Consider the following 25451-nt stretch of genomic DNA (forward strand, 5'->3'; position numbering starts at 1 on the left):
CATAATAATGGAATACACAATAATAGGAATCCTTTTAATGATTATAATGCTACTCTATTTCAAGGTAGCTGACAAGTTTAATATCATTGATAAACCTAATCAAAGAAGTTCACATACAGAAATTACCTTAAGAGGTGGAGGAATTATTTTTTGGTTCTCTGCTTTACTTTATTTCGTCCAGCATTTTCAGACTAACTACTTTTTCTTTACCGGAATTACATTGGTGAGTTTAGTTAGTTTTTGGGATGACATTCAAAACCTTTCAAATAAAATTCGAATTTCTGTTCATTTTATTTCGATAACCTTAATTTTCTATGATTTAGGATTATTTAATCTCGTTCCTGTGTGGGGAGTAATAATAGCATATGTTTTAGCTATCGGACTAATTAATGCCTACAATTTCATGGATGGAATTAATGGTATTACTGGTTTGTACACCTTGGTTGTAATGGGATCATTACTATATGTCAATACAAAAATCCAACTTTTTACCGATGGCAATTTTATGAAATATGCAATGATTGCAAGTTTAGTTTTCTTGTTTTTAATTACAGGAAAAAAGCTAAATGTTTTGCTGGAGATGTAGGTAGTATTGCAATCGCTTTTTGGATAATTTATTTAGTATTAAAACTTATTCTGATAACAAATTCCGTTATCTGGCTTTTATTTTTAGCTATTTACGGGGTTGATGCTATTTGTACTATATTACATCGATTGTATTTAAAACAAAATATTTTCGAAGCGCATCGTTTACATCTTTATCAGGTATTAAGTAACGAATATAAAATTCAGCATAGGTTGGTTTCACTATATTATGCACTGGCACAACTAGTAATTTCTGTTTTGGTTATTTATTTTTATCAAAAAGTACAAGACTTAATTTTATTTGTATTTATAATTACGCCTTTGCTTTTAGTATATACTTTAAAATTTTATTTATTTAATAAAAATAATTTGAAAGTTAATGTATGACTCCTAAAATAATTCAGGGCGGAAATTTTTCAGATCATCGTGGAACTATTTCATTTGTAAATGATTTTAGTTTTAAAGATATCGAGAGGTTTTACATTATTAGTAATTCAGATGAAAATCCAATTCGATCCTGGCAAGGGCATAAGTTAGATGAAAAGAATTTCTATTGCTTAAACGGATCTTTTAAAATTCATTTTGTAAAAATTGATAATTGGGAAAAACCTTCAAAAGATTTAGTTATAGAAACAATATTTGTTTCTGATTCAGAAAGTAAAATTGTTCATATACCGGCTGGTTATGCAAACGCAATAGAATCTTTAGAATCAAATTCAAAATTAATGTCATTTTCAACCTTACCTTTATCAAATGTCAGCGATGATGATGTTCGTTATAATTCAGATTATTGGAAAATAAATGGAAAATAAACGAATTTATTTATCTCTTTCACAACAAAGTGGTTTTGAACAAGAATATATTCAGAAGGCACTAGAAACAAATTGGGTTACTTCTGGGGGGCCAAATGTTGATGATTTTGAAAATAAATTGCAAAATTATTTTTCTGATGGATCATTCATTACAGCTTTAAACTCAGGAACTTCGGCCATACATTTGGCTTTAATTTTATTAGGAGTAAAAGCCGGAGATGAGGTTATTTGTCAGACTCTGACGTTTTCGGCATCAGCCAATCCTATCTTATATCAGGGAGCGATTCCTGTTTTTGTAGATAGTGAAGCGGATACTTGGAATATTAGTCCGGAATTTCTTGAAATTGCTATAAAAGACCGAATAAAAAAAGGAAAGAAACCTAAAGCAATAATTACTGTTCATTTATATGGAAATCCGTATAAAGTTGAAGAAATACATACTATTGCAGACCGCTATAATATTCCGATAATTGAAGATAGTGCAGAAGCACTTGGGAGCTCTTATAAAGGTAAAAAATGTGGAACTTTTGGAACTTTTGGAATTCTTTCATTTAATGGAAATAAAATTATTACAACTTCTAGTGGAGGTGCATTAATTTCAAATTCAAAAGAATCAAAAGAAAAAGCGATTTTTTACGCAACCCAGTCAAAAGATGTTGCCGTGCATTATCAGCATAGTGAAGTTGGTTATAATTACAGAATGAGTAATGTATGTGCAGGTATTGGATTGGGACAAATTAAAATGCTTGAAAATAATATTTCAGCAAGAAGAGCAACACATTTTTTTTATAAGGATCTTTTTGATAGTATTAAAAATGTAACTCTTTTTGAAGTATTACATGAAGATTATTTTTCTAACTATTGGTTAAATGCAATTTTGGTTGAGCCAATTTTGGAAAAAAATATAAATAGCGAAAATTTGCGACTTGCTTTTGAAAAAGCAAATATTGAATGTCGGCCACTCTGGAAACCAATGCACCTACAGCCAATTTTCATGCAATATCCGTACTACGGTGACAAAATTGCCGAGGGCTTATTTTCAAAAGGCCTTTGTCTGCCTTCCGGATCAAATTTGACAAAAGAGGATAAAATTAGAATTGAAGAAGTTATCAAAACCTTTTTTGATTATTAAATAGAAATAAGAATTACATTTTTAATATGAAAATTGAAGAAACATTTATAAAAGATTTAGTGGTTGTAGAACCAACTGTTTTTGGTGATGAAAGAGGTTATTTTTTTGAATCCTATAGCAAAACTAAATTTGAAAATTTAGGAATTAATATTGAATTTGTTCAGGATAATCAGTCCTTTTCAAAAAAAGGTACTTTAAGAGGTTTGCATTATCAAAATCCACCTTTTGCGCAAACAAAATTGGTTCGTGTTTTAGAAGGTGAAATAATTGATGTTGCAGTAGACCTAAGAAAAGATTCTCTTACTTACGGAAAAGCTTTTAGTGTTTTATTATCTGCAGAAAACAAAAAACAATTACTAGTTCCTCAAGGATTTGCACACGGTTTTTCGGTTATTAGCGAAACAGCTTCTGTATTGTATAAATGTGATCAATTTTATAATAAATCATCTGAAGGCGGAATTAAATACGATGATCCATCATTAAATATCGATTGGGGCATGAATTTAGAGGAAGCAATAGTTTCTGAAAAAGACCAGATACTTCCTTTTATAGAAAATTGTAATAGTTTATTTTAATGAAAAAAATTCTTGTAACGGGAGCAAATGGACAATTAGGATCTGAACTCAATGTTTTATCCATGAATTATCAAAATTATCAATGGATATTTGCAGACAGAACGATGATTACATTAGATAACCTCGATCTTTTGAATACACAATTAGAGAGTATTCAACCTAATATAATTTTAAATTGTGGTGCTTATACAGCGGTTGATAAAGCAGAGACTGAAAAAGAATTAGCATTTACAATTAATAATTTCGCTGTTGAATTAATAGCCAAATATGCTTTGGAGAATAATGTAAAATTGATCCATATTTCAACAGATTATGTTTTTGATGGATCTTCAGCTATTGCATTAAATGAAGAAGCACCCACCAACCCCATAAATGTTTATGGAGAAAGTAAGTTGGCTGGTGAAATAGCATGTTTAAATAATTGCCCTGATTCAATTATTATTAGAACTTCTTGGGTATATAGTAAGTTTGGCAATAATTTTGTTAAGACAATGCAAAGATTAATGCAGGAAAGAGAATCGATTAATGTCGTTAATGACCAAATTGGTTCGCCAACTTATGCTGCAGATTTGGCTCAGGCGATGATTGATATCTTGGAATCTTCAAACTGGGTTCCGGGTATTTACAATTATTCAAACGAAGGAGAAATAAGTTGGTACGAGTTTGCGTTGAGCATAAAAGAATTTGGAGGTTATAATTGTAATGTTGGTGGAATTCCATCATCTTCATATCCAACTCCTGCAAAAAGACCCGAGTTTTCATTGTTAGATAAGAAAAAAATTAAAACTCTTTATAATTTTAATATTGCCAATTATAAAGATAGCTTACGAAAAATGTTTATATAGATTAAAGATGATTAATTTTAATGTTTTAGCATTGGAAGAAAGTCTAATCCAAAATGTAAAATAAAAGATATATGAAAGGAATTATATTAGCCGGAGGTTCAGGCACGCGTTTGCATCCCTTAACACTTGCTATGAGCAAGCAAATGATGCCTGTTTATGATAAACCGATGATTTATTATCCCTTATCAACGTTAATGATGTCTGGGATCAATGAAATATTAATTATTTCTACTCCACATGATTTACCAAATTTCAAAAAATTATTAGGGGATGGTTCTAGTTTAGGTTGTAAATTTAGTTATGCAGAACAAGCAATCCCTAATGGACTAGCTCAGGCTTTTGTAATTGGAGAAGAATTTATCGGTAAAGATGATGTAGCGTTAATACTTGGTGATAATATCTTTTTTGGTTCCAACATGCAAGAGCTTCTAAAATCTAATACAAAACCAGATGGTGGTGTAGTTTTTGCTTATCATGTTTCAGACCCTGAGCGCTATGGAGTGGTTGAATTTGATGAGAATTACAAGGCGATTTCTATCGAAGAAAAACCAGAAGAACCAAAATCCAGTTATGCGGTTCCGGGATTATATTTTTATGATAATTCAGTCGTAGAGATTGCTAAAAATATTAAGCCAAGTGCCAGAGGTGAGTATGAAATTACCGATGTAAATAAAGTTTATCTAGAAAGAGAAGCTTTAAAAGTTGGTATTTTGAGCAGAGGGACGGCATGGTTAGACACGGGAACTTTTAATAGTTTGATGCAAGCAGGACAATTTGTTCAGGTTCTTGAAGAAAGACAAGGCTTAAAAGTAGGCTGTATCGAAGAAATTGCATGGAGACAGGGCTTTATAAATGATACTCAGTTAGAGGAACTTGCATTGCCTTTAGTGAAATCTGGATATGGATCTTATTTAATTGATTTTTTAAAACAAAAGAAAAAAGTTGTTAAAGTTTAATTTCTGTTAGATAAACAATTTTTTGAAACCTTTAATTTGTACTTTTGTATGTAATACGAAGTTTACAAAATCAAACAGAACCCAAATTGAATACAGAAGAGCAAGCTAAAATAAGGACTTTGTTTCATAATTTCCTATCACCGAGAAATTTAAGGGCAAATATCAATAACCTGAGTTATTTACCCAGGTGGATTATTATTGCTATAGATGTAATGGTGCTGGTTTTTTCATTCACATTTACATACATGTTGTTTGAAGGAACAGCATTAGGATACATTGTTACATCACATCATTTCTACTTTGTTGGGAGCTTAATTTTTGTAAATATATTTTTCTTCTGGTTGTTTAGAACCTATTCGGGAATTATTAGACATTCCTCTTATATAGATGCTATCAAACTGCTATTTTCTCAAATGTCAGTTTTGGTCTTCTTTCTGTTTTTTAATCTGGTTTTCGAATTATACGCAGGACATAAAGCTTTTTTAAATACCGCTCTCTTTATTAATTTAGTTTTGTCTTTTTGCGGATTGTTTTTATATCGTGTAATTGTAAAACAGACTTTTGAATTATATTTTTCAGAGAAAACAAGCACTAAATTAATTAGAACAGTCATTTATGGAACTGATGCCAATGCTATTTCTGTAGCCAATGCATTAAAGTTTGAAACCCCTTCTCGTTTTAAAATAGTTGGTTTTGTTGATAAGAATAATCAAAATGCATCTAAAAGAATGTTGGATTTGCCAATTTTGATTTTAAGAAAAAAATTACCAGCCTTAATGCGTTCCGTTGCTGCAGAAGGTGTAATTATAGCAGATAAAAGTTTAACTAAAGATGAACAGTTAATTATTGTTGATCAATGTTTAGAATTTAATTATAGAGTTTATACAGTTCCTTTGATTTCTGACTGGGAAAATCAAAAAGAAATTTCTCAAAAGGTAAAAAATATCCAGATTGAAGATTTATTAGAAAGAAAACCGATAGTCCTGGATAGTAAATCAATTTCAAAGCAATTAAAAGACAAAACAATTCTTATAACTGGAGCAGCCGGGTCAATAGGAAGCGAGATAGTAAGACAAGTGCTTGGATTTAATCCTAAAAAAGTAATTATTTTAGATCATGCTGAAACTCCACTTCATAATTTATGTTTGGAAACTTTGAGTATGAATTCTGAGACAAAAATTATTGCTGTAATTGCGGATGTAAGAAGTAAGAAAGCATTGGAAAAAGTTTTTAAAACTCATAGCCCGCATGTTGTTTTTCATGCTGCTGCTTATAAACATGTGCCATTGATGGAAGAAAATCCTTCACAGGCAATATTAACAAATATTAAAGGGACTAAGAATTTAGCTGATTTAGCATGTAAGTACTTTGTGAAGAAGTTTGTGATGGTTTCAACAGATAAAGCTGTTAATCCCAGCAATGTGATGGGGGCCAGCAAACGAATTGCTGAAAAATATGTACAATCTCTATTTTTGAAAAACCAAAATGAGAATGTAGAAGGTGCAACAAAATTTATTACTACTCGTTTTGGAAATGTTCTGGGATCAAATGGATCAGTTGTTCCTTTGTTTACCAAACAAATTGCAGAAGGTGGACCAGTAACAATTACACATCAGGATATCATACGATATTTTATGACAATTCCGGAAGCGTGTCAATTGGTTTTAGAAGCTGGGGCAATGGGTAACGGAGGCGAAATTTATATTTTTGATATGGGTAAACCAGTCAAAATAATAGATTTGGCGAAGAAAATGATTAAGCTGGCAGGTTTTATTCCTGATAAGGAAATAAAAATAAAAATTGTTGGTTTACGACCAGGTGAAAAATTATACGAAGAATTATTAAACGATACATCTAAGACTTTACCGACTTATCATAATAAAATCATGATTGCACAAGAGATACAGGATGAATATGAAAACCTGCATACTGAAATCGATGATCTTATAGGAATTGCTGATTTTTATGATAATGATGACATTGTATCTAAAATGAAAAAAATAGTTCCGGAATTTAAAAGCATGAATTCAGCTTTCGAAGTTTTAGACAAATAATTTGCTTAATACATACGAGAAATTCTAAATCAAATATTTAAAAAGGTGTTTTAATAAAACGCCTTTTTTGCTTTTTATACTTTTTGCAGTTAAGTAAAAATCTTGTTAATTTTATTGGGCTGAATCGTTTTTTAATTATAATTTTTAAGGGACTAAAAAAACTTTTTTATAATTTTTAAATGCCTATTATTGCACTCCAAATTGTAATCAAAATAAAATGAAAAATAATAATGTTTCAAATGATTGGCTCTTTGAAATAACACCAAAAAACAAATTTTTCTCCCTCAATCTTAAAGAGGTTTGGCAATATCGTGATTTACTTTTCTTATTTGTAAAACGTGATGTAATTACAGTATACAAACAAACCGTTTTAGGACCGCTTTGGTACTTAATTCAGCCTTTATTCACTTCGGTAACTTTTACAATAATTTTTAATAACGTTGCTGGTATAAATACGGGTACTGTACCTCCTTTTTTATTCAATTTAGCCGGGATTACCGTATGGAATTATTTTACAGCCTGCCTTAATGGAACTTCTGATACTTTCAAGTCTAATGCTGGAATATTCGGGAAAGTTTATTTTCCAAGAATTATAACACCTTTATCAGTTGTAATTTCTAATTTAATAAAATTCGGAATTCAATTTCTTATTTTTATAGCTTTCTATTGTTATTACTACCTAATAGGAACTGACCTGAGTTTAAATGGTCTTGTTTTATTTTTTCCTGTTCTGATCATCATTATGGGAATTCTTGGGTTAGGATTAGGAATGCTAATATCGTCAATGGTTACAAAATATAGGGATTTTAGTTATTTAGTTGGTTTTGGAATACAGTTACTAATGTATTTATCTGCAGTAATGTATCCAATGGAATTGCTAAAAGATAAATTGCCAAAATATGGATGGCTTGTTGAATATAACCCTTTAGCATATATAATTGAGACTGCTCGTTATATGCTTCTAGATGTTGGTAAAATTTCAATTCCAGGATTACTTTATACTTTGGTATTCACAATTGCAGTATTTTTTATTGGTCTTTTAGTTTTTAATAAAACCGAAAAGAGTTTTATAGATACAGTTTAAAGCTAATTTTTGATCAGGAGAATAAATTTAAAATTTACAATTAATAATATATTATAATTGGAAAAAGATATTATTTTAAAAGCTGAAAATATCTCTAAACAATATCGTTTAGGGCAAGTAGGAACGGGTACGTTAAGCCATGATTTAAACAGATGGTGGCATCAGGTTAGAGGAAAAGAAAATCCATATTTAAAAATTGGAGACACTAACGACCGTTCGACAAAAGGAGAATCAGACTATGTATGGGCTTTGCAGGATATTAATTTTGAAGTTGAACGTGGAGAAGTTTTGGGGATTATAGGAAAGAATGGTGCAGGAAAATCAACCCTTTTAAAGATATTGTCAAAAGTCACGGCTCCAACTACAGGAAGTATAAAATCGCGCGGTCGAATTGCATCTCTTCTTGAGGTAGGAACTGGTTTTCATGGTGAAATGACCGGACGAGAAAATGTCTATTTAAATGGAGCTATTTTAGGAATGACCAAAAAGGAAATCACTTCAAAAATTGATGAAATTATTGAGTTCTCTGGTTGCGAACGTTATATTGATACTCCTGTAAAAAGATATAGCTCTGGAATGACGGTTCGTTTGGCATTTGCTGTAGCTGCTTTTCTAGAGCCTGAAATTTTAGTTATTGATGAGGTTTTAGCAGTTGGAGATGCTGAATTTCAGAAAAAGGCTATTGGTAAGATGCAGGATATTTCCAAAGGTGAAGGGAGGACCGTATTATTTGTTAGTCATAATATGGCTGCTGTAAAAAGTTTATGCACAAAGGGCATTGTCATGGAACATGGGAAGGTAGTTTTTAAAGGAGGAATTGATGATAGTTTAAAAAAGTACCAAACTTTAACACAAAGAATAAGCACTAAGCTTTTTGATTTTAATAGAAAAGGAACTGGAGAATATAGAGTTTCAGGTCTAAGTCTGATTTCAAATGGTGACAAGAAGAATACCTTTTTTCTTGGAGAAAAGATTACAATTAATTTATTGTTAAAGCAGCTTAAACAAGACAGCTTAAAAAATGTGAGAATTGTTATTGGAATATATAATTTCATGGATGAAGGATACTTAAGATTTGATTCCAATTTGTTAAATTTCGCTATTTCCCTTGATAAAGACGAATCAGAAATCTCTTGTGAATTGGAAGAATCTTTAAATATTAAACCTGATAATTATTATTTAAATATAGCTATTTTCAACGACAATGTTTTAATCGATTATTTAACAAACGCTTTTGAGTTTACTATAGAAAATGCAGATTATTTTAATACTGGTAAAAATTTACAAGATTCAGAATTATCAAGAGTATATTATAAACATAAGTGGTCACAGTTAAAATAAATAAAATGGATAATATTCAATACTCTCATAAGTCAATGGTAGATGATTTTGGCAGAGTTTTTTTATAATAATAGAGTTTTCAGACAGATATCAAAAGAAAAAGAAAGCATTTGTTTGGAATTGCTTAACTCAGGTATGTTTAAAGAGTTAGCTAAAAGGGAGCTAATACCTCAAACCTTTGTATCAGATGAATTCCCGGAAAGCAAACAACTTATTTTAGAACATGAACGGGTAGTTGAAAGTTTGCAACATGAATGGACATTTCAAATGTTTAAGGATGCTGCTTTAATGGTGTTGGAAATTAATGATATTTGTAATAAATATGGTTATGAATTAAAGGATGCACATACCCTAAATGTCTTATTTAATAACAATAAACCTGTTTTTGTAGATATTGGAAGTATAGACGTGATCAGATCTAAAAATCATTGGATTGCTTACGAAGAATTTTTAAATTCGTTTTTTATCCCGTTATTATTTTGGAGTAAAAATGAACTTTTGATTGTTAGAAAATTATTAGAGAGTAATTTTCATAGAATGTTCACAATTCCCTCTCAAAATATAGAAGAATCGGGATTGTATAAATTGCTATTAGTCGATAGATACATTTTTTCTTTTAGAAAAAACATATTGTTTTCATCAAAAAGAAATATTTCTATTATCAGCTTTTTTGTAAAAGCTGCAAACAAGCTATTAAAAATTATTTTTAATAAAAAAATAAGCTTTTTAGATATGATCTAAAAGTAAATAGATTAACGGATAACTTTCCAAAAAAGGAAATAAAGAACAATATAGATTTACTTTCTAAATCTATCATAGATAGCCAATGGAAAGGTTATCATGGTAAATTTTACAATGAGATTGAAAATGTTAATTACTCCTATAGATTTAAAAGATTATTAGAAATTATCAATGAATTGAAAGACATTGAAACAGTAATCGATTTAGCAGGTAATGAAGGTTATTTTTCTTTTTTGTTGTCTAAGGAAATGGATTTAAAAAGAATTGTTTTAGTTGATTATGACGAAAATGCTATAAATGAGGCATATTTAAATAGTAAGAAGTTAAACATTAATAATGTCACGCCTCTTTTATTAAATTTCATGTTTACACCTGATTTATTAGGAACTTCTAAAAGACTAAAGTCCGATTTGGCAGTTTCTTTGGCTGTAACGCATCATTTAATATTAACTGGTAAATTTTCTTTAGCTGCAATTTTTGAAAGACTTATTATGTTTTCAAATAAATATGTGATAGTAGAATTTATGCCTTTAGGGTTATGGAGTATTGAAACAAAAATAAAACAAGAATTGCCTGAATGGTACACTATTGAATGGTTTAGAGATGAATTTGTAAAGTCTTTTAGTTTGCTAATTGAAGAACAATTAGAAGAAAACAGAATTGTTTTTGTGGGGAAAATTAAATAGAGGTAAATGAAAAAAGTAATTAAAAATAAAATTATTTCCTTTTTAGATTTTGTTATAAAAAAAACTATAATAGCTGTCTATGGAGTTAATTCAAATATTTATAAATTACTCTTTAATAATATAGATTTAAAAGAAAAAGAACAGATTCACAATAGTATTTTAGATAAGAATGTTAAGTTGTATCCACCTTACAGGCTTTTGAATTCAAATGTTGGAGAATACACATATATTGCAGAGAATGTGATTCTTAATAATACTACAATTGGCAAGTTTTGTTCAATAGGTCCTAATTTGATTTGTGGCTGGGGAATACATCCAACTAACGGCTTATCAACACATCCTATGTTTTACTCAACACAAAAACAAAATGGTACCACATTAAGTGAAGTTGATAAAATTAAAGAAACAAAAAACATTGTAATTGGTAATGATGTTTTTATAGGAATGAATGTCACGATCCTCGATGGTGTAAAAATTGGTGACGGTGCTGTTGTAGGTGCAGGAGCATTAATTTCTAAAGATATTCCGGCGTATGCAATTGCAGTTGGAAATCCGGTCAAAATAATAAAATATAGATTTGATGATGCTAAGATTGAGCAACTTTTGAAAATCAAGTGGTGGGATTTTGCAAAAGAAGATTTGCCTTTAGTCGAAAAACACTTTTTCGAAGTAGAAGAGTTTATCAATAAGATGAAATAAATAATTCTTTAAAATTTAAAAATAAGATTAATTAAAATGGCGTTAATTTCAATCATCACCATTAATTATAATAACCTCGAAGGTCTAAAAAAGACTATGAACAGTGTTATTGATCAAACCTGGCAGGAATTTGAGTATATTGTTATTGACGGGGGATCAACAGATGGCAGCGCTGCTTTTATTGAATCAAAAAAAGATGATATTGACTATTGGGTGAGTGAAAAGGATTCTGGAATTTATAATGCTATGAACAAAGGAATTGAGAAATCCAGTGGCGATTATTTGTTGTTTTTAAATAGTGGAGATCTTTTTTTTAATAACAGAATTTTAGAAGAAAATCATAGGCATGTTAAATTAATAGACATAATTTATTTTAATTTAAATGTTAGTGATGGAATAAAATCAAAGGTTGTTAAATATCCTGAAAAGTTATCTTTTTCTTATTTTGTACATGATAGTTTACCGCATCCGGCAACTTTTATAAAGAGAAATCTATTTGAAAAAATCGGTATGTATGATGAAAATCATAAGATTGTTTCAGATTGGAAATTCTTTATTTTAAGTATATGTAAATTTAATCATTCCTATGTGAGGATAGACTCTGTTTTGTCAACCTTTTATTTAGATGGATTAAGTTCTGTTCCAGAAAATAAGAAGCAAATTAAATTAGAAAGAATAAAAATTCTAAAAGAAGAATTTAGTGCTTTTATGAGTGATATTTATGAGCTTGAAAAATATCAAAATCTAATTTATAGTTTGCGAACATCAAAGAAACTTAATTTTCTAATAAAATTAGGTGTAATAAACAAATTTTAAATAATTCTTCATCAATTATGCCTCTTCCTGTAATTTCCATCATAGTTCCATGTTATAATCAGGCTCAATATTTAGATGAAGCTCTCAATTCAGTGCTTAATCAAACGTATGAGAATTGGGAATGTATAATTGTTAATGATGGAAGTCCCGATAATACAGAATTTGTTGCACAAAAATGGTGTGCAAAAGATATTCGTTTTAAATATATTTTTCAAAAAAATGCAGGTCCAAGCGTTGCTCGTAATTCTGCTATAGAACAAGCAAAAGGAGAGTTCATACTACCACTAGATGCAGATGATAAAATTGCTCCGGAATATATTGACTTAGCTTTAAACTCTTTTAATAATGAAAGTTCTTTAAAAGTAGTTTATTGCAAAGCTGAAAAATTTGGAGATGAGCTTGGATTATGGAATTTGAAACCTTTTTCCCTTTATAACTTAAGCAAGAAAAACATGATTTTTTGCTCTGCTATTTATAAAAAAAGTGATTGGAAAAGAGTAGGAGGATATGATGTTAAAATGGACAGGGGAATTGAAGATTGGGAGTTTTGGATTGCTATATTAAAAGATGGGGGTAATGTAAAGCGTTTAGATTTTATTGGATTTTATTATCGCATAAAAAAGATATCCAGACATAAACAGTTTGATGAAAAAACAGAAAAAAATACAGTTGAATACATGTGCATCAAACACGCTGATTTTTTTGTAAACCAATTAGGCTCATCAATAGAACTAAACAATGATTTAGAACAAACCAGGAACGATTATAGGCGAAAACTTAAAAGCAAGAAATTCGTTATTGATGTCTTTTTTAATACTTTTTTGGGTTTTACAATTTTTAATAATAAGAATGATTTATATTAAATAATGTTAGTCTCAATAATAATTCCCGTTCACAAAACTATAGATTACTTTAAAAGTTGTGTAGAAAGTGCGCTATTGCAATCATACAGCCATATTGAAGTACTTATAGCATGCAATGGAGAATTGGAAATTCAAACTTGCAAGAATTTTTTAAATATAAATGACCCAAGACTTATTTATTTAAAAACAAAGCCCGGTCGACATAATGCAAGAAATGAAGCTTTGTTAGTGGCTAAAGGAAAGTACATTCAATTTTTAGACTATGATGATTTGTTATTTTTAGAAAAAATTGAAACCCAAGTTTCACTGTTGGAAAGTGCAAACAGTACAGGGGCAATTTCTATTACAAAATGGAAAAAGTTTAAAAATGAATTAAATGAAAGTTATAATTTTCCATATAATAACATATTTGAAGAAGAGAAAATTGATGCCCGAAAATTAATTCGGAAATTATCAGTTAATGGAGGTTTTATTGCTACTGGATCATGGTTAATTCCTAAAGTTTCAATTGGTAATATCCAATGGATAGACAGTCCGAATGATGATGCTGTTTTTTTATCAGGCATATTAAAAGAAAATCCTGAAATCATAATGGTTTCTGAAACTTATGCAGGATATAGAATTCATGATGAAAATACAAGTTCTTTATTTAAAAAATCAGAATTAGATAAACTTTTAATGAGTTGGGAATTAATTTACCAGAACTTGAACGCCCTGAATATATTCGAAGTAAATCTTTATTTGTATAAAGCATATCTAAATCTAATTCGTTATTCCAAAGTCGTGAATGGGTATCGAATTCTATTTATAATTTATAAAACACTAATGTTTGGATTTAAATCTAAACTTGGTTTTAACTTGGTTTTAGATCTAAAAAGAATGTTACTTAAATAAGAGAAATTGAAATCAAAAATACTTATAATAGGCCCAATTACGGATTTTGGAGGAAGAGAGTTAGAAGTAGGCTTTGTTTCTAATGTATTGTCATCAAAATATCAAGTTGAGGTATGTTCTACTGTGACTATTTCAAAAAATACTCAGGTTTTAGATTTTAGTAAAAGTCTTCCCGTTTTTTCTTTAAAAAGTAGAGTGTTTAAAAACTTCGGGGTGATTAAACTTTTGGCGTTTATCAGTTATTTAAAGAACAATTGTAAAGGGTCAGTTCCGGATTATGCCAATAACGAATGGGCCAAAAAGCATTATAGTTATGATGCTAAAGCCTTAAAAGTTTTAAATACCCTGATCCCTAAATATAATTTGGTTGTTTTTTTGGTCAGTTATCATCGAATTACGTAAAAGAGATTATCGAAATTTGTCATCATAATAAAATCAAATTTGTTTTTAGAACAACAGGTAAAATTTTAGATTATCAGAATTATGATTATTTAAATTATGTTGATTTATTTATTCATCATTCTGCAAACAATGCAAATGGTCTTAAAATAAATACCCATAACTATACAGTAATTGATCAATGTGCTTTTAATGAAGAAGAATTGCTGAAAATTCCGGTAGTAAAAAATAAAGTGAAAACATTTTTGACCATCGCACGTTTAGAAAAAGAAAAAAACATTGATATCGTTATAAAAGCTTTTTTAAAGGTTTCCAACAATGATAAATTAATTATTATTGGTGAAGGATCTGAATATAATAATCTGAAAAAACTAGCGAAAAACAATGACAATGTTGTTTTTACAGGATTTATACCGAATCATAAAACAGCTGATTTTTTTAAACAGGCAGATTGTATTATTATTTCGCATTACGATTTTGAAACTGGTCCTTTGACAGGTATTGAAGCTATGGCAAGCGCAAGATTAATTTTGTCAGCAAAAACCGGTGCCATGGAGGAGCGATTCAAAAGAATTAATATCGCCTGGTTTAATAATACAGTAGAAGATTTATCTGAAGAAATGATAAAAATCAAAAACATTGACGCAGATCAGGCTGAAAAATTATCAATAGAAATTAGGGACAGATATACTTCAAGTTTTTCGAAAGAAAATATTAATGCAAGATATTTAGAAGAAATAGAAAAAGTAATGGCTGTATAATGAGAAAAGGAAAAAATATTTCAAAAGATATTTTATTACCGGTTTCGGATTCAAATCACCGAATAATAATTCCTTTGTATATACCGAATGAAGAAGATTATTATAAAGATGCTTTTGCCATTTTTACCTATTGTCTGACTTCAATTCATAAAACTTCAATTTCAAATATAAAAGTATCTGTAATAAGCAATGGTTCTTGCAGTAGCGTAAATGCTAAATTATTTCAGTTACAAGAAGAAAAGTACATTGATGAACTAATAATCGAAAAAGAAAGTATTGGCAAAGTAAACAGTATTTTAAAAGCATTGCGTACAGCCGAAGAACGTTTGGTTACAATTACAGATGCCGATGTTTTATTTGATAATGATTGGGAAAAAGAAGTTTTAGATGTTTTTAATGCTTTTCCCAAAGCGGGATCGGTAAGTCCTGTTCCTGTTTTTAGAACCCATTTTAGATTAACATACAATATATGGTTTGATAATTTATTTTCATCACGATTAAAATTTCGTCCGGTAAAAGATCCCGAAAGCATGACATTGTTTGCTAATAGTATTGGCTGGCCATGGCTTGATCTCAAGTATAAAGATGTTATTGCAACCTTAAAAAGTAAAGAAGAAACTATCGCAGTTTTAGGAAGCTCTCATTTTGTATGTACCTATAAAAGAGAAGTTTTTTCTAAAATGCCTAAAGATAATACGATCTATAAATTAGGTGGTGATAGCGAATATTTGTACACAGATCTCCCGGTTCTTAAATTAGGAGGATATCGTTTGGCCACTTATGGTAATTATGCGTACCATTTAGGAAATGTTTTAGAAGACTGGATGACTGAAAAGCACATTGGGTTAAAAGAAGAAGTCAAAAAAACTCAAAATATTGAAACCTTAAAAGTATTAAGTGCCAGGCCATTTTATTATTTTTTTACTGAAAAAGTTTTTAAAAAGTTTCTTAGATATCCAGTGCTTTGCAGATATATCTTAAAAAGAAAAGGGCTTTCAGAAAAACAATTAAATGATTTACTACAATGATAACAATAGTTCTAACCAATCGTAACCGTGATTTACAGACTGTAAAGAATTGTTTTGATTCTCTCGCAGAGCAATCAAATGACGATTTCGAATTGTTTTTTGTAGATTATGGATCAGAGCCAAATTATGTCGATGATTTAAAACAATTGATTGCAAAATATCCTAAAATCAAATCTATAATTTCTCCGGTTTCCGGGCAGTTATGGAATAAATGCAGAGCCATAAATATTGTATTGAAAAAATGCAATACACCTTATTTTTTTGTTGGAGATATCGACATGCTTTTTCACCCTGATTTTATAAATAAATTGCATGAACTTAAAAATAAAGATAAAGCAACCTACTTTCAAGTTGGTTTTTTAAGTCAAAAAGAAACTGCACTTCAAAGAGATTTTCATAATGCAACGGTAGATTTTACTTCAAGAAAAGAAGCTACCGGAATGACCTTGTATCCAACTCAATTGTTGAAAGAAATAAATGGTTACAATGAGTTTTATCATGGCTGGGGCGCTGAAGATACTGATGTTCATATTCGACTTCACAATCTCGGAATTAAAATTGATTTTTTTGAAAAAGAGGTTCTGTTAAAACACCAATGGCATCCAAAAACATACCGAACTAATTTAAGCACAGATCCATATCATTTTGAATTGGAAAGAATAAATCATTCCTATATTCAGATTTCTCAAACCAGCAAACAAACAAAAGCAAATATTAACCAGCAGTGGGGAGTTTTACCGGAAGAAAAAGAATATTCTAAATTATCAGGTCAGCCGGATTTTACAATTGAGATCGAACCAGAAACTTCAAAAGTAAATGCATTATTAGCACAACTGGATAATTTTGAGAATACAGTGGTTTCAATAATAGTTAAAGACACATCTGATCGCAATAAGAGAAAACAATTTGCAAAAAGAATGTTAGGAAAAAAGTATCTGGAATTTTTACCGATGAAAAGTGTAAATAATGCGATATTACAGGAAATTGTAATGCATTACAGGAATCTGCCATATCAATATTCATTCGACCAAAATAAAAATCTAATTACCCTTAAAATTTATTTTCGATAATGAAGATACTTATGGTTTCAATTCCATCACTCCATTTTTTTAGGTGGACAAGTCAGCTTCAGGATTCTGGACATGAAGTATATTGGTTTGACATTACCGGAATGAGTGAAAAGTCTGAAAGGCTAAATTGGGTATCTCAAAAAGTAGGCTGGAAATTAAAATGGAATTACCCCGGAAGATTGTTTGTAAAGAAAAAATTTCCAAAAGTCTATCAATTTCTTCAATATTTTAATGAGTACAAAACGGCATCGGTTTTTGAACAATATTTAAATGAAATTAAGCCCGATGTTGTTCATAGTTTTGCTTTATATCTGTCATGTACTCCCATTATTTCTGTAATGGAAAAAAAATCAAATCAAAAATGGATATATTCTTCCTGGGGAAGTGATTTGTTTTATTTTCAAAATGATAATAAATATTTAAAAGATATCAAACGGGTTTTGCCAAGAGTCAATTACTTGTTTACAGATTGCAAAAGAGATTATGAAATAGCAAAAAAACATGGTTTTTCGGGTGATTTTCTTGGTATTTTTCCTGGTGGAGGCGGATTTGATTTGGCTCATATGAAACAATTTAAATTACCTGTCGACCAACGAAATGTCATTCTGCTCAAAGGTTTTCAAGGAAGATCGGGTAGGGCTATTTCGGTTTTAAAAGCAATGGAATTTCTTAAAAACGAACTTTCCGATTATTCGATAGTTGTTTTTGGTTCGGATAAGGAAACTTTAGATTATGCAAAAAAGTCGATACTAAAAGATTGGACCAATTTCCAAATAATAGGAAAAGTTTCGCATCAGGAAGTTATAGAGCTTATGGGGAAATCTAAAATCTACATTGGTAATAGTAATTCAGACGGGATCCCGAATACTTTACTCGAAGCCATTTGCATGGAAGTTTATCCTATTCAGTCAAATCCGGGTGGCGCAACCGCCGAAGTTATAAATCATGGTGTGAATGGTTTGCTAATCGAAAATTGCGAAGATGTTTCTGAAATTAAATCGAGGATTCTGGATGCTATTTATCGCCTGCTTTCGGAAGATTACCTGAAAAATGATCTGTTACAATTAGAATACAATTATTTAAAAGAAAAAGTAAAAGACAGCTATAATAGCTTAAACGCTAAGTCAATAGAAATTAAAAATTAATTTAAGTGCAAAAAAGTATTTCAACTCAAGAAGATATTAAACAATTAATTATTGATATTGAGCAAAAATGGCCTGTAGATTTATGGAATATTAACGGCATTGATATTTGGCCTTATGTTAGAATTAAGATATATATAGATTTCTTAGTTCAAATGAATAAATCAAACATATCAACTGACAGCAATAAGCAGACTGAGAAGAAAAAATCTAATTTCTTAGTCCGTATTTTTTTAATGATTTTAAAAATAACGGGGGCTTTCGTGAGATTAGTTGCGTTTTTTTTAAGGTTGAAAAACAAAAAGATTTTATTTTTTGGCTCACATATTCATAGGGTTTTAAATGATGATGCTTATTTTAATAGATTTTATGATTCAATGATTGAGCATCATAAATTGGAGGATGAGGTTTATATGGTCGAATATCAAAAAACCTATGACAAGATGTACAATCCGAATGCTGTAATAGAATTAAAAAAGCATTTGAATGATTTTACTTTATTATCCAAGTTGTTTTCTGGTTTCAGGAAAAATAAAAATACCGTGCATTTAGAGGGATATGAGGAGTTTCACTTATGGCTGTCAGCACATTTTTTTGAATTGAAAAGAGTAAGAATTTCAGAGAAAGAATTAATTAATTGGACCAATAAAATAAAATCGCTAAAACCATTTTACAGATTATTTTATAAAATAGTAAAACCGTCAAAAATAGTTTTTCTTGGATATTATGGATTGGATGATTTGACAGCAGCCCTATTAGTAGGAAATGATTTAAAAATTATAACAATAGATTTTCAACACGGGCCACAAACTAATATTCACATGGCTTATACAAGCTGGACAAAAGTGCCAAAAGAGGGTTTCAATATAATGCCTGTTGAATTTTGGAATTGGGATTCAAGATCAAAAAGCAATATTGAAGAATGGGCATCTACTACACAAAACGTTAAGTCAATATTGGTTGGGCAGCCCTTTGTTTCGTATTATCTAAACAAATACAAAACAATAGCGAAAAGTGATGAAAAACAAATTTTTTATAGCTTACAAACCACTCCATTTTCTATTGAGGATATGATTACGCCTAAAATTATATCATTAATAAAAAAAACAGAATTGAAATGGATTTTTAGATTGCATCCACGAACTAACATAAGTCTCCAGGAGCTAAATGATTTTTTAATTTTAAATAATATTAATGATAAAGCCGTAGCTCAGGATGCATTTCAAACTCCTTTGCCAGAATCACTTGTTCGTTCTTTCTTGCATGTTACAAATTATTCTGGTTGTTTAATTGAAGCTTATTTAATGGGAATCCCGTCATTATTAATTCATAATATGGGTAAAGAAATGTTTAATTTATATATTGATGATAAAAAAGTGTTTTTTATAGATCAAAAGGAATCAAATTTCGAATCAGATTTTTCGACTCTTATTGAAAATATAGGACGAAACAGTACAGTTAATACAGCGTTAGAAGTTTATAATCCCTTAGCATAATTTAATTGTTAGGATGTTAATTAATATTGAATTTTGAATACAAAAGAAAATTTTTTGTGGATTTCTAACCTGCGTGTTATTGCTATTATAGCAGTCATTTTTGTGCATACAGCATCGCCGTTAGTAGTGAAATTTGGCGTGTTGTCAAATGAATTATGGAACTATGCTAATTTTTATGATGCGATATTTCGCTTTTGTGTTCCTGTATTTGTTATGATATCAGGAGCATTATTGCTGAATAAGCAATATGAATTGAGAACTTTTTTATTAAACGCTTTATAAGGATTGGCCTGCCATTCTTTTTCTGGAGTATTTGTTATGTTTTATATTCGATTTTTATAAAAACAGATGATTACAAAAAGCTGCATTTTTTGGTATCATTAAAAAACTAATCAGATCTGTTTATTTTGGAAGCGCCTATCATCTTTGGTACGTATACATGCTTTTCGGATTAATATTAATTATCCCAATTTTGAATGTCTGGATTAGCAAAGCAAAAAAAATGAAATTCATTATTTTTTGTTGCTATGGTTCATAACGCTGCTATTTAAGAATTTTGGCTTTGAAAATTATAAACCTGCAATAGATTTTTCTTATTTTTCAGGATATGTTGGCTATTTGGTATTAGGATATTATTTGTCTGTAATAGAGATTAAGGATATAAAAAAATGGAAAATAATAGCAATATTGGTTTTTATTTTAGGTTCGCTTATTACCTTTTTTAGCACCTATTGGTTTTCTGTTTCAAAAGGCAAAATCGATACTTCATTGTATGATTTTTTTAGTTTTAATGTCCTTCTTGCCTCAATAGGATTTTTTCTGTTTTTTAGATTATCTGATTTTTTAAATAACAAAACCAATGTTGTTTTGGTTCAAATTAGCAATTTGAGCTATGGTATTTACTTAATCCACGTTTTGGTTTTATCTATATTAGATAGTTTTGGCATAAACGCATCATTTATTAATCCAGTAATAGGAACTCCAATCACAGTTTTCTTATGCCTTAGTATTTCAACCCTTATTATAAAAATAATAAATTCAAATAAGGTTGGATCTTACATTTCAGGCTAATCCTCTTTTAAATAAAACTTTAATAAACATAAACTTTATTATTACAAAGTGCCTTTTTTTAACTTTTAAAATTACTTTTGAGGCATTAAAAAGTATTACTTATGAAAAAAACAGCCATTATTCCGCTTCGTAAAAATTCTAAGGGAATTCCAGGAAAAAACAAGAAAAAAATGTTAGGACGCCCGCTTTTTTCATGGGTTCTGACAGAAGCAATTTTTTCGGAATTGGATGAAGTTTACATTTTTACAGATGATCAGGAAATAATCGATTATATAAATAAAGAATACCATTGGTCGCCAAAAGTAAAAGCGCTTTTGCGTAATGATGAAAATGCGTCTGATACAGCCTCGACAGAAAGTGTGATGCTGGAGTTTGCAGAGACTATTAAATACGATTTTGATATTCTGTGTTTACTACAGGCAACTTCTCCAATGACAAAGGCAGTAGATATAAATGCCACATTAAATGAAATTATCGATAATAAAAAACAATCTGCATTAACGGTTGTAAATACGCATCGTTTTATATGGAATTCTGATGGAACATCTCAAAATTATGATGTTTTTAAAAGACCAAGACGTCAGGACTTTGATGGCTTGTTAATCGAAAATGGCGCGGTTTATACCACAACAAAAGAAGCTTTTTTAAATTCAAAAAATAGAATAAGCGGTTCGATTGGTTTGGTAAAAATGCCTGAAGAATCTCTTGTTGAAATAGATAGTACATCAGATTGGCATATCGTTGAGAATTTATTGGTAGAACGCCAGAAGAAAAGTAAAACACACCAAAAAATTGAATACTTAATACTCGATGTCGATGGTGTTTTTACCGATGGAAGTGTATATTATAATGCTGAAGGAGAAATGGCCAAAAGATTTGATATGCGCGATGGAATGGGATTGGAAATTATCAGGCAAAATCAGATTCAGGTCATTGCAATAACATCCGAAAATTCTGATTTAGTTGCGCAGCGAATGAAAAAATTGCAGATAAACGACACATTTTTGGGGGTAAAGGATAAATTTTCGTTTTTAACACATTTTCTTTTAGATAGAAATAGTAGTTTTGGCGCCGTTGCGTACGTAGGAGATGATGTAAATGATTTGGCAAATATTTGTAGTGTTGGATGGTCTTTTGCACCGGCAAATGCAACCATTACCGTAAAAGCAAATGCTGATTATATTTTAACCCATGCATCTGCATCCGGAGCAATAAGAGAAACTTGTGAAATTTTAATAAAATATAATAAACGTTATGAAGGAATATAAAAAACCTTATGTGATTGCCGAAATAGGATGTAATCATAAAGGCGAAATGTCAATAGCAAAAGAATTAATTAAAATTGCTAAGATTTTTGGAAATGCAGACGCAGTTAAATTTCAAAAACGAAATAATAAAGAACTTTTAACAGAAGAACAATACCACGCTCCCCATCCAAATGCATTAAACTCTTATGGAGATACTTATGGTGCGCACCGTGAATTTTTGGAATTTGATGTTAACCAACACCGCGAATTAAAAGAATATTGCGAAGAAATTGGTATCGTTTATTCAACATCAGTTTGGGATACTACTTCTGCAAAAGAAATTACATCATTAAATCCGGAATTCATTAAAATTCCTTCTGCATGCAACAATAACTTTGATATGTTAGGTTGGTTATGCGAAAATTATTCTGGTGAAATTCATATTTCTACAGGTATGACTACTAAAGATGAGACTGATATTTTAGTAAACTATTTTACTGAAAAAGGCAGAAACAAAGATTTAGTATTATACAATTGTACTTCAGGATATCCGGTTCCATTTGAAGATGTTTGTTTGTTGGATATCAATTTGTTAAAACAAAAATACGCAGATAAGGTAAAACATATTGGTTTCTCTGGTCATCACTTAGGAATTGCTGTTGATATTGCGGCTTATACTTTGGGCGCAAACATTATAGAAAGACATTATACTATCGACAGAACATGGAAAGGAACTGACCATGCAGCATCTTTAGAACCAATGGGTTTACGCAAATTATCTCGTGATTTAGATGCAGTTTATCAGGCATTAACTTTTAAATCGACTGATATATTGCCAATTGAGCAAGTTCAAAGAGATAAATTAAAGAACAAAAAAGTCTAAGACGAATGCTTTTTTCAAACAGAATTAGAGTTTTTTGGTGGAACGAAAAAATTATCCAGGGTAAGTCTAAAGAAAACTATGGAGATGTTTTGGGTAGATACCTTGTTGAAAAAATCTCTAATAAAAAAGTTGTTTTTGCATGGCCTAAAAAATTCTCTGTTTTAGATTGGTTTTCACCAATTTATGTAACGATAGGAAGTATTTTAACCAATGTAAATCATAAATGTATTGTTTGGGGCAGCGGAATTATCAGTAAAGATTCTAAAATAAAAAATGCTGTTTTTTTAGCTGTTCGCGGACCTCAAACTCGAAAGTATTTGCTAAGTCTTGGATATAAAGTTCCCGAAATATATGGAGATCCGGCTTTACTCTTGCCGGATTATTTTAATCCTGAAGTAACTAAAAAGTACGAGTACGGCATTGTACCGCATTACAATGATTATAAAATAGTTCAAAGCTGGTTTCAGGGACAAAATCATATCAAAATTATAGATATGATGACCAATGATATCGAGTCTAAAACTATTGAATTTTTAGAATGTAAAAAAGTGGTTTCGTCTTCTTTGCACGGAATCATTATAGCACATGCATATGGTATTCCGGCAGTTTGGCAGCCGTTTTCGGATGGTGTTTTTGGTGATGACATCAAATATCAGGATTATTTTGAGTCGGTACAAATACCTTCTTACAATCCATCAATTAGAACTAACGAATTCTCAGAGATAGAATTAGAGAAATTATTTGCAGAGAATGTTAGTTTACCTGATAAAGAAGTTATAGAGTCACTGAAAAAAGGTTTAATGGCAGTTTGTCCTTTTAAGAATTAGTTTAATAATAGAAAATATTATTTTAAAATACCACTTAGTGTTTAGGTTATGAGTAAAAAAGTATTTGTTTTTTTCCGGATGGTGTAGGACTACGCAATTTTGCTTTTACAAAATTTAAAGAAATAGGAGAAGAAAAAGGGTATGAAATCGTTTATTGGAATAATACTGTTTTCTCTTTAAAAGAGGAGCTAGGATATGATGAGGTTAAAATCGAAAATCATACAACGCATCCTTTAACGCCTGTTTATTCCAGAATAAGAAAACATATTGAATTGAATGTTTCTCAAAAAAATTCAATGATAAAGTCTACGAAACCTATAAATTTCCATTTAGTTACAAAGGTCTCAAAAACACTTTAAAAACCTTATACACTAAATTATTGATTGGTTTTAATTCTTCAGAAAAAGGAATTGTAAGGATCAGAAAGCGTATCAATGCCCTGGAACGTTCAACGACAAAATATCAATATTGTAAAGCACAATTACAGGAACATAAACCTGATTTAGTTTTTTGCACCACACAAAGAGCAACACAATCTATTAGTGCATTATTAGCAGCCAAAGATCTGGGTATTCCCGTAGTATCTTTTGTTTATTCATGGGATAATGTGCCAAAAGCAATGCAGGTTGTCGAAGCTGATTTTTATTTTGTATGGAGTGATTTAATGAAAGAAGAAGTCCTGAAATATTATCCTTTTGTACAAGAATCTCAGGTTTTTGTAACAGGTACGCCTCAGTTTGAACCTCATTACGATCAAAATTTATTTAAAAGCAGAGACGAGTTTTTTAATGAAAACAATTTAGATACTTCTAAAAGATATATTTGTTTCTCCGGCGATGACGAAACAACTTCTCCGCTAGACCAGTACTATCTGGAGGATCTTGCAAAAGCAGTACGAAATTTAAATGCAAAAGGCGAAAATGCTGCTATTATTTATCGTAAATGCCCCGTAGATGTCAGCACAAGATATGACGCAGTTATTAATGCTAACAAAGATGTAATAACTGTTCTTGACCCATTATGGAAACCTGCAGGTAAAAATTGGAACGAAATTTTACCAACCAAAGAAGATTTAGGATTATTACATAACGTTTGTGCACATTCAGAGTTCGTTACAAATGTATGCTCTTCTACCGTTTTTGATTTTGTTGCACATGATAAACCTTGTATCTATTTCAATTACGAACAGCCACAACTAAAAAAAGGAATCAGAGATATCGGTCAGAATTATAAATATGTTCATTTTAGAAGCATGCCTTCTCAGGAAGCGGCAATATTTTGTACAGATAAGACAACTTTGGAAGATCAGGTAAAACAAATTTTAGATAAAAAATTATCGAATGTCTCAGATGGCAAAAAATGGTACGAAATTGTAGTGGGAAAAAATCCAACACAAGCATCTTTGGCAATTTGGGATACAATCAATCAATGTATAAATAAATAA

General features: G+C 30.2%; 27 protein-coding genes. All 27 read left to right on the forward strand.

What is annotated here, in order from left to right; translation table 11 throughout:
• The first annotated feature begins 7 nt into the window (after positions 1-7).
• A complete protein-coding gene (locus ACZZZT_RS06655) occupies positions 8-586 on the forward strand; it encodes an MraY family glycosyltransferase (protein WP_463459829.1) in 579 nt (192 codons plus the stop codon).
• A gap of 382 nt (positions 587-968) precedes the next feature.
• The gene (locus ACZZZT_RS06660; RefSeq protein ID WP_463459830.1) at positions 969-1397 is read left to right on the forward strand and encodes a WxcM-like domain-containing protein; all 429 of its coding nucleotides are present in this window, start codon (positions 969-971) and stop codon (positions 1395-1397) included.
• Positions 1387-2529 carry a DegT/DnrJ/EryC1/StrS family aminotransferase gene (locus ACZZZT_RS06665; RefSeq protein ID WP_463459831.1) on the forward strand — a complete coding sequence of 381 codons (1143 nt, stop codon included), beginning with the start codon at positions 1387-1389 and terminating at the stop codon, positions 2527-2529. Before ACZZZT_RS06660 ends, ACZZZT_RS06665 begins: the two co-directional genes overlap by 11 nt.
• Before the next feature lie 26 nt (positions 2530-2555).
• On the forward strand, positions 2556-3104 hold the full coding sequence (rfbC, locus tag ACZZZT_RS06670; protein WP_463459832.1) for a dTDP-4-dehydrorhamnose 3,5-epimerase: 549 nt from the start codon (positions 2556-2558) through the stop codon (positions 3102-3104).
• Positions 3104-3949 (forward strand): dTDP-4-dehydrorhamnose reductase, encoded by an 846-nt coding sequence (gene rfbD / locus ACZZZT_RS06675; protein ID WP_463459833.1) that lies wholly within the window; start codon positions 3104-3106, stop codon positions 3947-3949. Before rfbC ends, rfbD begins: the two co-directional genes overlap by 1 nt.
• A gap of 71 nt (positions 3950-4020) precedes the next feature.
• Positions 4021-4905, forward strand: coding sequence for a glucose-1-phosphate thymidylyltransferase RfbA (rfbA, locus tag ACZZZT_RS06680; RefSeq protein WP_463459834.1), 885 nt, complete (start codon positions 4021-4023; stop codon positions 4903-4905).
• Positions 4906-4991: 86 nt separating this feature from the next.
• Positions 4992-6959 carry a polysaccharide biosynthesis protein gene (locus tag ACZZZT_RS06685; protein ID WP_463459835.1) on the forward strand — a complete coding sequence of 656 codons (1968 nt, stop codon included), beginning with the start codon at positions 4992-4994 and terminating at the stop codon, positions 6957-6959.
• A 217-nt stretch (positions 6960-7176) separates the two neighbouring features.
• Positions 7177-8043 carry an ABC transporter permease gene (locus tag ACZZZT_RS06690; RefSeq protein WP_073395918.1) on the forward strand — a complete coding sequence of 289 codons (867 nt, stop codon included), beginning with the start codon at positions 7177-7179 and terminating at the stop codon, positions 8041-8043.
• Positions 8044-8100: 57 nt separating this feature from the next.
• Entirely contained in the window at positions 8101-9384 is a 1284-nt protein-coding gene (locus ACZZZT_RS06695) for an ABC transporter ATP-binding protein (protein WP_463459836.1), read from the forward strand.
• 42 nt (positions 9385-9426) lie between these two features.
• Positions 9427-10125, forward strand: a complete 699-nt coding sequence (locus ACZZZT_RS06700) for a hypothetical protein (RefSeq protein WP_463459837.1) — start codon at positions 9427-9429, stop codon at positions 10123-10125.
• A gap of 176 nt (positions 10126-10301) precedes the next feature.
• Positions 10302-10811, forward strand: a complete 510-nt coding sequence (locus ACZZZT_RS06705) for a hypothetical protein (RefSeq protein WP_463459838.1) — start codon at positions 10302-10304, stop codon at positions 10809-10811.
• 6 nt (positions 10812-10817) lie between these two features.
• Positions 10818-11510: a CatB-related O-acetyltransferase gene (locus tag ACZZZT_RS06710; protein ID WP_463459839.1), complete on the forward strand. Its 693-nt coding sequence runs from the start codon at positions 10818-10820 to the stop codon at positions 11508-11510.
• Positions 11511-11546: 36 nt separating this feature from the next.
• On the forward strand, positions 11547-12326 hold the full coding sequence (locus tag ACZZZT_RS06715; protein WP_463459840.1) for a glycosyltransferase family 2 protein: 780 nt from the start codon (positions 11547-11549) through the stop codon (positions 12324-12326).
• Positions 12327-12343: 17 nt separating this feature from the next.
• Entirely contained in the window at positions 12344-13189 is an 846-nt protein-coding gene (locus ACZZZT_RS06720) for a glycosyltransferase family 2 protein (protein WP_463459841.1), read from the forward strand.
• 3 nt (positions 13190-13192) lie between these two features.
• A complete protein-coding gene (locus tag ACZZZT_RS06725; protein WP_463459842.1) occupies positions 13193-14083 on the forward strand; it encodes a glycosyltransferase family A protein in 891 nt (296 codons plus the stop codon).
• Between the two features lie 6 nt (positions 14084-14089).
• Positions 14090-14485: a hypothetical protein gene (locus tag ACZZZT_RS06730; RefSeq protein ID WP_463459843.1), complete on the forward strand. Its 396-nt coding sequence runs from the start codon at positions 14090-14092 to the stop codon at positions 14483-14485.
• A 200-nt stretch (positions 14486-14685) separates the two neighbouring features.
• Positions 14686-15243: a glycosyltransferase family 4 protein gene (locus ACZZZT_RS06735; protein WP_463459844.1), complete on the forward strand. Its 558-nt coding sequence runs from the start codon at positions 14686-14688 to the stop codon at positions 15241-15243.
• Positions 15243-16271 carry a glycosyltransferase family A protein gene (locus ACZZZT_RS06740; RefSeq protein WP_463459845.1) on the forward strand — a complete coding sequence of 343 codons (1029 nt, stop codon included), beginning with the start codon at positions 15243-15245 and terminating at the stop codon, positions 16269-16271. Before ACZZZT_RS06735 ends, ACZZZT_RS06740 begins: the two co-directional genes overlap by 1 nt.
• Positions 16268-17341, forward strand: a complete 1074-nt coding sequence (locus ACZZZT_RS06745) for a glycosyltransferase family 2 protein (RefSeq protein WP_463459846.1) — start codon at positions 16268-16270, stop codon at positions 17339-17341. Before ACZZZT_RS06740 ends, ACZZZT_RS06745 begins: the two co-directional genes overlap by 4 nt.
• Positions 17341-18486 (forward strand): glycosyltransferase, encoded by a 1146-nt coding sequence (locus tag ACZZZT_RS06750; RefSeq protein WP_463459847.1) that lies wholly within the window; start codon positions 17341-17343, stop codon positions 18484-18486. Before ACZZZT_RS06745 ends, ACZZZT_RS06750 begins: the two co-directional genes overlap by 1 nt.
• 5 nt (positions 18487-18491) lie before the next feature.
• The gene (locus ACZZZT_RS06755; RefSeq protein ID WP_463459848.1) at positions 18492-19979 is read left to right on the forward strand and encodes a hypothetical protein; all 1488 of its coding nucleotides are present in this window, start codon (positions 18492-18494) and stop codon (positions 19977-19979) included.
• Positions 19980-20012: 33 nt separating this feature from the next.
• The gene (locus tag ACZZZT_RS06760; RefSeq protein WP_463459849.1) at positions 20013-20261 is read left to right on the forward strand and encodes an acyltransferase family protein; all 249 of its coding nucleotides are present in this window, start codon (positions 20013-20015) and stop codon (positions 20259-20261) included.
• A 237-nt stretch (positions 20262-20498) separates the two neighbouring features.
• Positions 20499-21050 carry an acyltransferase gene (locus ACZZZT_RS06765; RefSeq protein ID WP_463459850.1) on the forward strand — a complete coding sequence of 184 codons (552 nt, stop codon included), beginning with the start codon at positions 20499-20501 and terminating at the stop codon, positions 21048-21050.
• Positions 21051-21151: 101 nt separating this feature from the next.
• Complete coding sequence (locus ACZZZT_RS06770; RefSeq protein WP_463459851.1) at positions 21152-22318, forward strand: cytidylyltransferase domain-containing protein; 1167 nt, start codon at positions 21152-21154, stop codon at positions 22316-22318.
• Positions 22305-23180 carry an N-acetylneuraminate synthase family protein gene (locus tag ACZZZT_RS06775; RefSeq protein WP_042565931.1) on the forward strand — a complete coding sequence of 292 codons (876 nt, stop codon included), beginning with the start codon at positions 22305-22307 and terminating at the stop codon, positions 23178-23180. The genes ACZZZT_RS06770 and ACZZZT_RS06775 overlap by 14 nt, the downstream gene beginning before the upstream one ends.
• A 5-nt stretch (positions 23181-23185) precedes the next feature.
• The gene (locus ACZZZT_RS06780; RefSeq protein ID WP_463459852.1) at positions 23186-24007 is read left to right on the forward strand and encodes a polysaccharide pyruvyl transferase family protein; all 822 of its coding nucleotides are present in this window, start codon (positions 23186-23188) and stop codon (positions 24005-24007) included.
• 379 nt (positions 24008-24386) lie between these two features.
• Positions 24387-25451: a UDP-glycosyltransferase gene (locus ACZZZT_RS06785; protein ID WP_463459853.1), complete on the forward strand. Its 1065-nt coding sequence runs from the start codon at positions 24387-24389 to the stop codon at positions 25449-25451.

The organism is Flavobacterium sp. AC274, assembly GCF_979258275.1.